This is a genomic window from Mesorhizobium sp. M0139, from assembly GCF_040322455.1.
Taxonomy (GTDB): Bacteria; Pseudomonadota; Alphaproteobacteria; order Rhizobiales; family Rhizobiaceae; genus Mesorhizobium.
The window spans coordinates 423,521-436,478 of sequence record NZ_JAMYTN010000003.1 but is presented as its reverse complement, the minus strand read 5'-3'; the positions used below and the strand labels follow the sequence as shown (position 1 = coordinate 436,478).

10 protein-coding genes are annotated in these 12,958 nt (G+C 63.5%); 5 read left to right on the top strand and 5 right to left on the bottom strand.

The window, feature by feature from the left end:
* Window position 1 precedes the first annotated feature (1 nt).
* The 3 genes from NKJ58_RS07020 to NKJ58_RS07010 all read right to left on the bottom strand — a co-directional run bounded on the left by NKJ58_RS07020 (window position 2) and on the right by NKJ58_RS07010 (window position 6,022).
* On the bottom strand, window positions 2-3,955 hold the full coding sequence (locus NKJ58_RS07020; RefSeq protein WP_352813154.1) for an AsmA family protein: 3,954 nt from the start codon (window positions 3,953-3,955) through the stop codon (window positions 2-4).
* Window positions 3,956-4,112: 157 nt separating this feature from the next.
* Window positions 4,113-4,592 (bottom strand): hypothetical protein, encoded by a 480-nt coding sequence (locus NKJ58_RS07015; protein WP_023815557.1) that lies wholly within the window; start codon window positions 4,590-4,592, stop codon window positions 4,113-4,115.
* A gap of 20 nt (window positions 4,593-4,612) precedes the next feature.
* A complete protein-coding gene (locus tag NKJ58_RS07010) occupies window positions 4,613-6,022 on the bottom strand; it encodes an FAD-binding oxidoreductase (RefSeq protein ID WP_023714754.1) in 1,410 nt (469 codons plus the stop codon).
* A 223-nt stretch (window positions 6,023-6,245) separates the two neighbouring features.
* On the opposite strand from NKJ58_RS07010, the gene NKJ58_RS07005 reads away from it, so the two are divergent.
* The 4 genes from NKJ58_RS07005 to NKJ58_RS06990 all read left to right on the top strand — a co-directional run bounded on the left by NKJ58_RS07005 (window position 6,246) and on the right by NKJ58_RS06990 (window position 8,930).
* Window positions 6,246-6,731, top strand: coding sequence for a thioesterase family protein (locus NKJ58_RS07005; protein ID WP_352519601.1), 486 nt, complete (start codon window positions 6,246-6,248; stop codon window positions 6,729-6,731).
* 146 nt (window positions 6,732-6,877) lie between these two features.
* On the top strand, window positions 6,878-7,075 hold the full coding sequence (locus NKJ58_RS07000) for a hypothetical protein (protein WP_013531006.1): 198 nt from the start codon (window positions 6,878-6,880) through the stop codon (window positions 7,073-7,075).
* 260 nt (window positions 7,076-7,335) lie between these two features.
* Window positions 7,336-8,484, top strand: a complete 1,149-nt coding sequence (locus NKJ58_RS06995) for a histidine kinase dimerization/phosphoacceptor domain -containing protein (protein WP_352519602.1) — start codon at window positions 7,336-7,338, stop codon at window positions 8,482-8,484.
* Window positions 8,481-8,930: a response regulator gene (locus NKJ58_RS06990; RefSeq protein WP_023668313.1), complete on the top strand. Its 450-nt coding sequence runs from the start codon at window positions 8,481-8,483 to the stop codon at window positions 8,928-8,930. Before NKJ58_RS06995 ends, NKJ58_RS06990 begins: the two co-directional genes overlap by 4 nt.
* Window positions 8,931-8,933: 3 nt before the next feature.
* On the opposite strand, the gene NKJ58_RS06985 is transcribed toward NKJ58_RS06990, so the two are convergent.
* A complete protein-coding gene (locus NKJ58_RS06985; RefSeq protein ID WP_023735955.1) occupies window positions 8,934-9,839 on the bottom strand; it encodes a dienelactone hydrolase family protein in 906 nt (301 codons plus the stop codon).
* Window positions 9,840-9,974: 135 nt separating this feature from the next.
* Between NKJ58_RS06985 and NKJ58_RS06980 the strand changes: the two genes are divergently transcribed.
* Window positions 9,975-10,487, top strand: a complete 513-nt coding sequence (locus tag NKJ58_RS06980; RefSeq protein WP_155922556.1) for a hypothetical protein — start codon at window positions 9,975-9,977, stop codon at window positions 10,485-10,487.
* Between the two features lie 116 nt (window positions 10,488-10,603).
* On the opposite strand, the gene NKJ58_RS06975 is transcribed toward NKJ58_RS06980, so the two are convergent.
* Window positions 10,604-12,916, bottom strand: coding sequence for a glucose/quinate/shikimate family membrane-bound PQQ-dependent dehydrogenase (locus NKJ58_RS06975; RefSeq protein ID WP_023753113.1), 2,313 nt, complete (start codon window positions 12,914-12,916; stop codon window positions 10,604-10,606).
* Window positions 12,917-12,958: the final 42 nt, after the last annotated feature.

Below are 12,958 nucleotides of genomic sequence, written 5' to 3'. Positions count from 1 at the left end.
TTTAATTGCCCAGCGACTTCAGCAAATTGTCGACCGAGAACGGATTTGTCCTGGGCTTCGGCGGCGCCGGGGCCGAACCGTCATTGACGCCGGGAAGTGAGCGGTCGACCTTCGGCGCCTGCTCCTGAGCCTTGCGCTCGGCCTCCAGCCTGGCTTTTTCCTGCGAAGCGATCCGAGCCTGTTCGGCCTTCTTCCGTTCGTCCTCGGCCTTGGCGGCGTCTTCGGCAGCCTGCTCTTCGGCCTGGGCTTTCGCGTCCGCATCTGCCTTGGCCTTTGCGTCAGCCTCTGCCTGCGCTTTCGCATCGGCATCGGCCTTTGCTTCGGCATCCGCCTTGGCCTTGGCATCCGCTTCGGCCTGTGCCTTTGCGTCGGCCTGCGCTTTCGCCTTGGCGTCGGCCTCGGCTTTGAGCCGTGCCGCTTCCTCCTGCTTGCGCAATTCCTCGGCGGCGTTGTCGCGCTCGGTCTGCAGGGCGGCGTAGTAGCGCACCTCGCGCCGCAGCCGCTGCTTCTCGAGCAGTGCTGCCTGCATCGCCTCGACCCGCTGCTGCTCCTTTTCCAGCGCGCGCTGTGTCAAAAATTGCGCCAGCGGCTCGCTGTCGAACTGCTTCTTCAGCGCCCCGAACGGCCCATCGACGCTGAAATTGACCGTCGGATCGGAGCCGACCAGCGCCTCGTCGCCAGGCTTGTAGGTGACCGCGCCCTTGGTGGCGACGGTACCGGTGTTGAGGTCGGCCGTGATGTCGGCAGACAGCGTCGCCGCCTGGTTTTCGAATTTGATCGGTGGTGCCCGCAACGTGCCGCCGGCGACCGTGAAGGCGATGTCGGCATCGCCGGCAGCAAAGCTGCCGTCGCCGGCAATCTGCGGCGCAAAGCCCGCGGTCTTGGCCACGTCGATGTCGCGCCCGATCGCATCGGCCTTGGCAATCAACGCGCCGAAGGCATCGGGATTGACGCCGGCAATGGTGAGGCCTTTCAGCGCCGCCGTGCCCGAGCCGGAGAGTGCGGCAATCATCGCGTCGACCGATTTGCCGCTGGTCGACAGCCCTGTCGAGAAATCGCCGTTGCCACTCAATCCGGCAGCCGGCAGCACAGTCGCCAGGTCAGCGCCGGCAAGCCTCATCTGGCCGGAGAACAGGCCCGTGCCGTCTGTGTTCTTCAACTCGAACAATCCGGTGAGCGCGCCGCCGAGCAGTTTTGCCTTCAGGTCCGAAACGCGGATGCCTTCCTGGTCCAGTTTCAACGACAGCGACGCATCATAGGCTGTCGCCAGCGGTCCGGCGGCAAGCGTCGCCGTCGTCAGATCGAGATCGGCGCTGAACGGCAGGCTGGATTTCTGGCTGAATGGCGCCGTCGGCCAGTTCGCGTTGCTGCTGAGGAACGACTGGTCACCGAACAGCGCAACCGCAATCGGGTCGAGGTCCAGTTCGTCGAGCGCCAGCGCACCGGCAAAATGCGGCAGCCCCTGCTTCGCATCGATGTTGACGTCGCCCGAAATCTCCGACTCGTTGATGGATCCGCTGAGACCGCTCAACACCAGCAGGCCATTGCCGAAATCGGCATCCGCGCTGAGCGAGGTCGAGGTGCCCGTTCCCATGCCCGGCAGGCCGGCGCCGGTCGTCATCAGCCAGGGCTCGATGTCGGAGGCGTCGAGGCCGATCTTGCCCTTGGCGGTGGCGCCTTGCGGTGTCTGAGCAACGGTGCCGTCGAACGTCGCCCTGAAGTCGTCGGCGGCGAAATTGAAGCTCGTCGCCAGGCCGCCGCCAAACGTGCCTTTGGCCGAAATATCGGTGCTTGCCTGGCCGAGCATGCCGAGCGGCAGCGCCGGCAGGCCGTAGAGCGCCAGCAGCACGGTGGCGTCGGGATTTTTGGCGTTGAAGGTCACCGTCACCGGCGCGTCGAGCAACTGGCCGACGGCACCCTTGCCCGACAGCGACGCCGAAAAGGCCGAACCGCCGGCCTTGCCTTGTCCGCTCACCGCCAGCCCGGTCGTGCCGTCGCCATTGTCGGCGGCGCTCGCCACCAGATCGACGCGCGCGTCCTGGAACAGTTCAGGATAGGCGGCCGTGCGGCCAGCCAGTCCCTTCAGCATCAGATTGTCGGGATAGTGTTGCGCGGCAATGTCGATCAGCGGCTTCAGATCGACGGCGACCACCGAGGCATCGAGCTTGCCGGTCGGGCTTGCCGGAAAATCCTTGATCCGGCCGGTGGCGCTGATCGAGGCGCCGGCAAGGCCGCCAATCGACAGCCGGTCGATTTCGAGCAGCCCGTCGCGGAGCCGGAGCGCGGTATCGACCGTGTCGGCGGTGAGCCCGCCGGCATTGACCGGCCCTGCCTTGATCTGAAAATCGAGGTCACGGTCGGAAAAGCGGTTGGCGCCCTTGTGGCTGACGAAGATCGAGGCGAAGGCCGTCAGCCCGTCGACATCGAGTTCGCCGCCCTCGAGCCGCATCAGCACCGAGGACTTGGCGTCGTCGGGCTGGTTGGAATCGATGCGGCCGGTGAACTTCGACTTGCCGAGGATCAGTTCGAGATCGCTGAACGCCTGGCGCTTCTCCGACAGGTCCACCTTGGCCTTGAAGCCGGCGGCCGGCAGCCGGCGGATCGCCTCGTCGACATCTTTCGACAACCAGGCAGCAAAGCCGGAAGGCTGCGCCACCGCCAGCAGCATGGAGCCGCTGAAACCGAAATGATCTTCGACGCTGAGCATGCCGCTGGCTTCCAGCGTCGTGCGCCCGGGCAAGGTCGCGGCCAGCGATTTCACCGACCAGCCGCCCTCGACCGGCTCGGCCGAGAGATGCACGTCGCGCACCGTGGTGTCGCCGGCCACCACCGCCGGCAGCTTGACCTCGACAGTGCCGGGGATGCTCGGCTTCGGCAGTTCGAGCAGCGCCTGCTCGATTCCGGCAATGCGCTGGTCCAGCGTCAGGCCGGCGCCCTTCTCAGCGCCCACCGCCTCGTCCAGTTGCACCTGCGCGCCATTGGCCTCGATGGCGAAGTTCGGCCTAAGGCCGAGATCGACCGAAGCCTTGCCGTCGGCTGTGTAGGGATTGTCGAGCGGCCCGGTCTCGAAGCGGAATTCGTCGACGCCGAGCTTCTGGTGATCAAGCGAGAACTTGCCGTTCAGCCGGAAGCCCGGATCGGGCTTGCCGGCGCTGACCTTGCCCGTATTGATCTCGACAACCTCACCATCGCTGCCGCGCAGCGTAGCCGAATTCTTGTCGTTGCCGGAAATCTTGAACTGGCCGGAATAGACGGCAGCCCCATTGACGATGCCTGCATTGCCGTCGGTTTCGATGACCAGTGGATAGGCATCGGGATCGACCTTGAGCCTCAGCCGCATCTGGCCGCTGCCTTCGGCCTTGCCGGTCGAAGCCGCAACCGTCGAACGCAGTCCGTCGAGCAGCAACGTTCCGTCCATGCGCCACGGCCCGGCCAGCGACTTGGCAGAGATGGTCGAATTGATCTCGGAAATCAGATGGCTGCGCCCGCCTGCGGCATGGCGGAGCGCAATTTCTCCCTCCGTCACCGTGAGCTTCTCGATCGAGATCTGGTTGAGATCGAAGGGCGAGGACGGCCGTATCGCCCAGTCGACCGTGCCGTTATCGGCGATGTCGATCGTCGCCTTCGGATGCACCAGCCGCATGTCGAAAATCAGCACTTCGCCGCGCAGGAACGGCGCCAGTTCCGCGTCCATCGAAAAGGTCTCGACGGTCATTGCCGGCTGGCCGCCGGGGCCGCCGGCGACCGTGACGTTTGAGAAGGTCACCGAGGGGAACGGCAACAGCCGCGCCGTGGCGTCGCCTTGCACCGTCACCTTGCGGCCGAGAATGGCGCTCGCCTCGCGCTCGAATTGGGCGCGGTACCCGGTCCAATCGACAAAATACGGCACCACCAGCGCCGCAACCAGCACCAGCACAAACAAGCCACCGAAGATCACGAACAGGCGTGCGAGCATCAGCTCCGAACGGGTTGATTGAAAGTCAGCCGCACTCTACCCGCATCAGCGTGTCGATAAAGAGGCAATTCATCCAGAGTTGCTTGATCTCTGATGTATCTGGAAGAGCAGAGATTTTTGGACGCCTTTGACCGCGGTCCGGCCTGTGCGCAAGAGACTATCCTGCCATGGCCCGTCGGCGATATTCGTTCAGCAGCACCACCATCTCCTCAGGCGACAATGTCCAGCCCTGCGGTAATGCGGCTTCGGCGCCGAGGCTTTTGGTCACGCTGCCCATGACGGAGCTTTTCTTGACCCCCGGTGCGAAATTGTACCCGATCATATCGCCTATCCTGCGCCGGCGATGGACGACGAAGAAGCTTTCGATATTCTTCCAGGGGACCAGCTTGGGCGATCGAACAAGGCCTCCGCCGAGACTGAAACCTTGTCCGTTCAGCACCAGAATCTGCGGCCGCACAAGCTGCCAGGCAAACACCAACGCGACCAGCCCGAAAAAGGCCACGCACCACCAAAGGCCGGCGGTGTCGCCGTCCTCGGAGACATAAATCAGGAAAGCGCAGGCCAGGACAAAGAAGAGGCTGGCCGACAGCAATAACAGTGTCTTGCCAAGCGATGCCCTTATAATCAGGGTATCCATTGCCGCTCCTCACATTTCGGCTATGCAGGTAATATCTTGCCTGGGTTCATGATGTCTTGCGGGTCGAGCGCTTTTTTTATGGAGCGCATGATGTCGACACCATGGCCGAGCTCATGGCGCAGGAAGCCGATCTTGCCCTGGCCGATGCCGTGTTCGCCGGTGCAGGTGCCGTCCATGGCGATCGCCCGCATGTTCAGCCGCGAGACGAATTTCTCCGCCAGCGCGATCTCTTTGGGGTCGTTGACATCCATCAGCACCAGCACATGGAAATTGCCGTCGCCGGCATGGCCGACGATCGGCGCAACCAGGCCCATCTCGGCAATGTCGGCCTCGGTTTCGGCAACGCATTCGGCCAGCCGCGAGATCGGCACGCAGACATCGGTCGAAAGGCCCTTGGCGCCCGGCCGTAGCGTCAGCGACGCCCAATAAGCATCGTGCCTGGCTTTCCAGAGTTTCGTGCGCTCCTCGGCGACGCTGGTCCAAAGGAATGGCCCGCCGCCATTGTCTTCAGCAATGGCACCGAAGGTTTCGGCCTGTTCGGCGACACCGGCATCGCTGCCGTGGAACTCGACGAACAGGCACGGGCTCTCGGGGTAATCGAGCTTCGAGTAATTCTTCATCGCCCGCATCTGCAGTCCATTCACCAGTTCGATGCGCGCCACCGGAATGCCCATCTGGATGGTCGCGATCACCGCGTTGCAAGCTGCCTCGAGGCTCGGAAACGGGCAGACGCCGCCGGAGATCGCCTGCGGAATGCCTTGCAGCTTCAAGGTCAGCGAGGTGATGATGCCGAGCGTGCCTTCCGAGCCGACCAGAAGCCGCGTCAGATCGTAGCCGGCCGAGCTCTTCTTCGCCCGCTTGCCGGTCGTCACCGTCTCGCCATCAGCCATGACAGCTGTCAGCGACAGCACGTTCTCGCGCATCGTGCCGTAGCGCACCGCATTGGTGCCGGAGGCCCGCGTTGCCGCCATGCCGCCGAGCGAGGCATTGGCGCCGGGATCGATGGGGAAGAACAGGCCGGTATCGCGCAGGTGCCGATTCAAATCCTCGCGCGTTACGCCAGGCTCGACCGTGCAGTCGAGATCCTCCGGGTTGACCGCCAGGATGCGGTTCATGCGCGAGGTGTCGACCGAGATGCCGCCGCCCGGCGCGTTGGTGTGGCCCTCCAGCGAGGAACCGACGCCGAAGGCGATGACCGGCACGCGGTGCGCGGCGCAGGCGCGCACGATCTCCTGCACCTCGTCCGTCGTCTCCGGGAAGGCGACACCGTCCGGCGCCTGCGTCGGAATATAGGTGGTGGTGTGCGCATGCTGCGAGCGGATCGCCGCGCCGGTCTGGAAGCGTTCGCCGAGCTGCTGCTTGAGAATGCCGAGCACGACGGCGATGCCTTCCTCGTTGCGTTCGACCGGATTTAGGTCGCTCAGAGCCATGAATTCCTCCGCGAATGGACCAGCGTCCACGCTTGTTATGCGATTATGGATGCACATGACGCAATTCCAGGAAAAGTGTGAAGCGGTTTTCCGTCCGGGATTGCGTCAAAACAAAAACTAAAGCGGTTCACCGTTTCCGCGAGACGGTGAACCGCTCTAGTCTCAGCGTCCACGCCCTGTCCAGCCCCTGAACTCGGTCCAGCACCAGAACAAGGAAGTTTCCATGCCCATCCCTGCCCCCTTCGTTTCCAAACCGATGGACATCGAGAAGGACTGGATCGACTACAACGGCCATCTCAACATGGCCTATTACAACGTGTTGTTCGACCGCTGGTCGGATGAGGCGTTCGAGGCGATGGGCATGGGGCTGGACTATGTCAAAGAGCGGCGCCTGACCATCTACACGGCCGAAGTCCATGTTTGCTATGTCCAGGAACTGCACCTCGAACACAAGGTCGTCGTATCCTTCCAGCTGATCGATCACGACGACAAGCGGCTGCGGGCCTACCAGGAAATCCGCCATGTCGATGGCTGGCTCGCCGCCACTTCCGAAACCCTGTCGCTGCATGTCGACATGTCCGGGCCGAAAGTCGCGCCCTTCCCCGCCGATGTGCAGGCCAAGGTGAAAGCCATGCGCGCCGCCCACTCTGCACTGCCGATGCCCGAACGCGCCGGCCGTTCGATCGGTATTCGCCGCAGGACCGCTTGAAGCGCTGCCACGCCCGCGTTAACCTTACCAAGGTTTTAACGTGAACAAGCCATTTGGGCCATTGAACGACTCAGCGGACCGTTTGAGAACGGTGCCATGCGAGTTGCGATGCGGGCGGCGGGCAACAGGCGGTTCGAGGAACGTGCATGAAAACCGACATCAAGGTCGAGGTGGACAGGCTGGCTGCCGATCCGCGCATCACCGACTATGATTTCTGGCGCTCGTTGAAGAACGTCAACAACGAGATCTTCCACATCGCCAACAACAACGAGCCTATCCCCTTCGACATGATCCGCTGGCGCGCCATCCTGAAGCAGGCGCGCATGAAGCGTGGCCACGCCTGATGTTTCCGCTGTTCTGAGAAAGCCGCCACCGGCGAGCGCCGCCACGGACCATTGCGACCTGATCATTTCTATAGGTCGGCGCCAGCCCTGCTTTCAGCGAATCGGCTACATCCGACAACCTTCAAAAACCGTTCATTTCGACAGTTTGCGCAACCGGCGATTCGGTTTCGCAAACGGCTGCCTGCGACAAGAAGATCAAGATTGAACCAATTCCACGTCTAAGCCGTTGTGACCCCTGAAAAACGGCTTGGAGTGAAAGCATGGACTGGAAAAGGACCAGGGAACCGGCCGACGCATGGCACATGACGGACAATCTGCATGCCGAGCACGGCAAGGGCGATCCGTTCGCGGCCGCCATCCGCGCCACCCGCATGTCGATGGTCATCACCGATCCCCGTCAGGCGGACAATCCGATCGTCTTTGCCAATGACGCGTTCCTGCGCCTGACCGGCTACGAGCGCGACGAGGTCATGGGCAAGAACTGCCGCTTCCTGCAGGGGCCAGAGACAGACAAGGCAGCTGTGGCTAGCGTGCGCGACGCGATAGCAGCGGGAACCGATATCGCCATCGATCTGTTGAACTACCGTAAGGACGGCTCGACATTCTGGAATGCGCTCTACATCAGCCCGGTTTCCAACGACAAAGGCGAACTCCTGTTCTTCTTTGCCTCGCAGCTCGATGTCTCCGATCGCAAGCGCTCCGAGGATCGCATCACCGCCGACAAGAACCGCTTTGAAAAGGCTGTCAAGGAACGCACGCGCGAGCTTGAGGCCGCCCTTGAGGCGCAGACCACGCTGCTGCACGAGGTCGACCATCGGGTGAAAAACAACCTGCAGATGATCTCCTCGCTGATCATCATGCAAAGCCGGGCAATCAAGGATGAAGCGACGAAGCGATCCCTGACCACCATGCTGGAGCGCATCGAGGCGCTGAGCACTGTGCATCGCCGTCTCTACCAGTCAAAGGATGTCAGCCGCTTCGATGTCTCGGATTTCGCCAGGGATCTGGTCACCGACCTGCTGACCGCATCGGGGCGCGCCGAGATCAAGCCGACGCTGGACCTCGAACCCATCGTCATTCCGGCCGAAAAAGCCACGCCTGTTGCCTTGATGGTCAATGAGCTTGTCACCAACGCGCTGAAGCATGCCTTCAAGGAAAAGCCGGACGGCACCACCGCGGGGCGCATCGGCATCAAGATGAGCCAGCCCGACGGCCACTTCAACATCGAGGTTTCCGATGACGGCGTCGGCATGGCCGAGGCCAGTGGCGATGCTTCTTTCGGCATGCGGCTGATCAAGTCGCTTGCCCGTCAGTTGCATGCCGACATCGAATGGCGCGACGCCGGCCCGGGCACAAAGGTCGTCATCTCGATGCCGAACCAACCGCAGCAGAAAGGGAAGCTGTCATGAACGAACCGCTCAAGGTCCTGATCGTCGAGGATGAGGCGTTGCTGGCGATGGAACTGGAAAGCCTCGTCGAGGAAGCCGGCCACAGCGTTGTGGGTTGGGCGACATCGTTGGCCGAAGCAAGAGGTATGATTGATACCGCCGATGCCGATATTGCCTTTGTCGATATCCACCTCGCCGACGGACCAACCGGGGTCGAGGTTGCCGAGCATATCCGCGAGGGTAACCGTTCCATGGTGGTGTTCATGACCGCCAATCCAAAACGCATCCCCGACCATTTCGCCGGCGCGATCGGCGTCATCGCCAAGCCCTACACGATGAACGGACTGGTGTCGGCGTTGCGCTATCTGCAGGAGGGCGTGCGGCGCCCGCCCCCGGTCTCGGTGCTGCCGGCCGGTTTTACGCTGTCGCCGGCCTATGAAAGCGTATGGGCGTCGTCGGCGGCCTGAAGCTTACGCCAGCTTCTCCTTGAGGAAAGCGATCGTCCGTCCCCAGGCGAGATCGGCTGCCTTCTTGTCATAGCGCGCGGCCGAGGTGTCGTTGTTGAAGGCATGGTTGACGCCGTCATAGACATAGACGGTGTATTCGACATGGGCGGCGTCGAGCGCCTTCTTGTAGGCATCGATGCCGGCGTCGATGCGCTCGTCCAGCCCGGCATAGTGCAGCAACAGCGCCGCCTTGATCTTCGCCACATCCTCGGCCTTCGGCTGCATGCCGTAATAGGCGACGCCGGCGGCGAGATCGGGCGCGTTGACCGCCAGATTGTTGACCGTGCCGCCGCCCCAGCAGAAGCCGACAGCACCGACCTTGCCGTTGCCGTCCTTCTCGCCCTTGAGATAGGCGATGGTCGCCACACCATCGGCGGTGACATGGCTGGCGTCGAGCTTGGTGAACATGTCGCGCGCCTTGTCCTCGTCGGCGGGCGTGCCGCCGAGCGGCGACAGGAAATCCGGGGCCAGCGCCACGAACCCCTCCAGCGCAACGCGCCGCGCCACATCCTTGATATGCGGGTTGAGCCCCCTGTTCTCATGCACCACGATGACGGTGCCGAGCTTGCCGGACTGGTCCGCCGGCCTGACAAGATAGCCCTTCATCTCACCGCTGCTGCCGGAATAGGTGATATCTTCAGCCTTCACGCGCGGATCGTTGTCGGCGACGATTGCCGCCTGCGCCGAATTCGCCGCAAGCAGCGGCGCGATCGCGGCCGCCGCCGCGCCCGATCCGGCAAGCCTGGTCAGCTGTTCCATGAAGCGGCGGCGGTCGAGCGTCAGATGCGTGTATTCGTCATAGGCATCGATCATCGCCTGGGTGATGGCAGGTTTGGCAGGTTTGACGGCTTCGGCGGTGGGTTTCGTCATGGCGTGCTCCTCGTTAGGAGATGATCTCACGGTCACTCCGGGATGACCTCATGGTCACTCCGGGATGACCTCGCGGTCACTCCGGGATGACTCGCGGATCAAGATAGGGTGCAAGCTCGCACGGTCCAGTCTCGGATGGGTGACGCTTGCGCCATCGAACGATGCGGCGGCCCCGCGGAACGCGCCCATCACATTTTGGTCATTTCAGAGAATGTCGATGGTGCCGCCACAATATGGAAGGAAGCTGATGATGGTCTCGCTCGTAGCGGCGAGCCCGACGAGAAGGAACAACGCCATGACCTTGTCTACTCCGATCCTTGCAAGCGCGCTCGTGCTTGCTGTTGCTGCCTTGCTGGCAATGCGCTCCGCTGCTGCCGCAGCCGCCGCTCGGATGGTGAATGTCCGCGTCGACCGGCGTCGGCCGTCACCACGCTGATCCAGCAGGCCGAAACAGGGCCGCAGCTAACCAATGAAGTACTGGGCTCCGTGCCCAGCCTCAAAGGCCATCTCTTACGCAAGCTGACCAAGGCTGCTGCTGCCCCTCATCGCCCTGCCGGGCACTTCTCCCCGTATAGTGACGGGGAGAAGGATGCCGTCATCGATGATTTCGCCAATCGCCAGCGTTGCAGGAAAGGGCGCCAACGCTGAAGCTGCCCCTTCTCCCCGTCACTATACGGGGAGAAGATGCCGGCAGGCAGATGAGGGGCGGCGCGACATTGCCAGAATATCTGCCGGGCCGATCACCTACCTAAGTCGCATCGCTGCTACTTCGGCAGCGTATAGGCCATCACATAGTCGCCCGGCTTGGTGCCGACCGAGCCGTGGCCGCCGGCGACGATGACCACGAACTGGCGGCCGTCGGCGACGGTGTAGGTCATCGGCGTCGACTGCCCACCGGCCGGCAGCCTGGCCTGCCAGAGCTGCTTGCCCGATGTCAGGTCATAGGCGCGCAGATAGTCGTCGACCGCCGCGCCCAGGAAGACGACGCCGCCGGCGGTGATCATCGGCCCGCCAATGCCGGGAACACCGACCTTCAGCGGCAATGGCAACGGCGTCATGTCATAGACGGTGCCGTTGCGGTGCTTGTAGGCGATCTTGCCGGTTCTGAGGTCCGCTCCCGCCACATAGCCCCATGGCGGCGCCTGGCAGGGCACGCCGAGCGGCGACAGGAACGGCCCCATCACCACCGCATAGGGTGCGCCCTCATTGCGGTTCAGCCCCTGCTCGCTGCCGCGCCCCTCATCCGGGGGCGGCACCTGGTCGCGCGGAATGAGCTGCGATTTGAACGCCAGATAGGTCGGCATGCCGAACATCACCTGCCGCACCGGATCGACGGCGACACCGCCCCAGTTGAAGGTGCCGAAATTACCGGGATAGACCAGCGAGCCCTGCACCGATGGCGGGGTATAGCGGCCCTCGTAGCGCAGACCCTGGAATTCGATCCGGCAGGCCAGCTGGTCGAACATGGTGATGCCCCACATGTCGGCGCCGGTCAGCGGCCTCGGATTGAAGGAGAGATCCGAGACCGGCTGCGTCGGCGACGTGTGATCGCCCTCGACAGCGCCGCCCGGCGCCGGCACTTCCTTGATCGGGATGATCGGCTCGCCGCTGCGCCGGTCGAGCACGTAGAGGTCGCCCTGCTTGGTCGGTCCAACCAGGCCCGGAACGACGCCGGCAGCGGTGGTGATGTCGACCAGGGTCGGCTGTGCCGGCACATCCATGTCCCAGAGGTCGTGATGCACGGTCTGCCGCACCCAGCGCACTTGTCCGGTGGCCAGATCGAGCGCGGTGATCGAGGAGGAAAACTTCTCGACATTGGCGCTGCGGGCCATCCCGAGCTGGTCCGGCGTCTGGTTGCCGAGCGGCACATAGAGCAGGCCGAGCTTCTCGTCGGCGCTTGCCGTCGACCACATGTTGGGCGAGTTGTGGGTGTAGGTCTGGCCTGCCGCCAGCGGCGTTGTCTGGTCCGGATTGCCGGAATCCCAGTTCCACACCAGGGCGCCGGTGTCGACGTCGAAGGCCCGGATGACGCCGGACGGCTCTTGCGTCGAATAATTGTCGTTGACCGCGCCGCCGATGATGATCTTGCCGCCGGCAATCAGCGGCGCCGAGGTCGAGTAATAATAGCCCGACTTCGGATACGGCATGTTGGTCAACAGATTGAGCGTGCCGGCCTCTGCGAAGGACGGGCAGACCTGGCCGTTGGCGGCGTCGAGCGCGATCAGCCGCGCATCCGAGGTCGGCAGATAGACGCGCGTCGCGCAAGGCTGGCCGGCGGCGATCTTGGCATCGGCATAATAGGACACGCCGCGGCAGGTCTGGTGCTGGCGGTCCTTGTCGAGCTTGATCTTGGGATCGAAACGCCATTTCTCCTTGCCGGTGGCGGCATCGATGGCGATGGCGAAATTGTGCGGCGTGCAGATATAGAGCGCGTCGCCCACCTTCAGCGGCGTCACCTGATAGGTGGTTTCGCCGACATCGTCCGGCCCTTTCACGTCGCCGGTCTGGTATGTCCAGGCCGGCTGCAATTTGGCGACATTGTCGGGCGTGATCTGGTCGAGCGGCGAATAGCGCTGGCCAAATTGCGTGCGGCCGTAGAAGTGCCATTCACCCGGAGGCACGTTGCCGCCGAGATCGGCAGTCGGCGTCACCTTGTCGGCGCTGAGGTCGCCGGCGATGTCCTTGGGATCGGCCGTCATGGAATAACCGGCGACGGCGAGCGAAGCGAGCACGGCCAGAATGAGCGGCGCTCGCGCGTCGGGGCCGGTCAGGCCCCGCCTTGCCCAAGGCGTCAGCAGCCACAGCGCCAGAAGCACGATGATGCCGCCGCGCGGTCCGAGTTCCCACCAGTCGAAGCCGATTTCCCACACCGCCCAGGCCAGCGTGCCGAGCACGATCGCCGCGTAGAGCCAGAGCGCCGTCGATTTGCGCCGGAAGAGCAGCCATGCGGCGATGAGGAAGGCGAGACCGGTGACGACATAGTACCAGCTGCCGCCCAGCATCGCGAGCCAGACGCCGCCGCCGCCAAGTGCGAGGCCGATGAGGAACAGGATGAGGGAGGTGATGACGACAGCCAAGACGATACTCCTTCGACTGATGCGCTTTGCAGCGCCTCACGG

Excerpts from the sequence above, each read along its gene's own strand:
- NKJ58_RS07005 (WP_352519601.1), top strand. The coding sequence starts at position 6,246 with ATGCCCATCCCTGCCCCCTTCGTTTCCAAACCGATGGACATCGAGAAG.
- NKJ58_RS07020 (WP_352813154.1), bottom strand. The coding sequence starts at position 3,955 with ATGCTCGCACGCCTGTTCGTGATCTTCGGTGGCTTGTTTGTGCTGGTG.
- NKJ58_RS06985 (WP_023735955.1), bottom strand. The coding sequence starts at position 9,839 with ATGACGAAACCCACCGCCGAAGCCGTCAAACCTGCCAAACCTGCCATC.
- NKJ58_RS07010 (WP_023714754.1), bottom strand. The coding sequence starts at position 6,022 with ATGGCTCTGAGCGACCTAAATCCGGTCGAACGCAACGAGGAAGGCATC.
- NKJ58_RS06980 (WP_155922556.1), top strand. The coding sequence starts at position 9,975 with ATGGGTGACGCTTGCGCCATCGAACGATGCGGCGGCCCCGCGGAACGC.
- NKJ58_RS06990 (WP_023668313.1), top strand. The coding sequence starts at position 8,481 with ATGAACGAACCGCTCAAGGTCCTGATCGTCGAGGATGAGGCGTTGCTG.
- NKJ58_RS07015 (WP_023815557.1), bottom strand. The coding sequence starts at position 4,592 with ATGGATACCCTGATTATAAGGGCATCGCTTGGCAAGACACTGTTATTG.
- NKJ58_RS06995 (WP_352519602.1), top strand. The coding sequence starts at position 7,336 with ATGGACTGGAAAAGGACCAGGGAACCGGCCGACGCATGGCACATGACG.
- NKJ58_RS07000 (WP_013531006.1), top strand. The coding sequence starts at position 6,878 with ATGAAAACCGACATCAAGGTCGAGGTGGACAGGCTGGCTGCCGATCCG.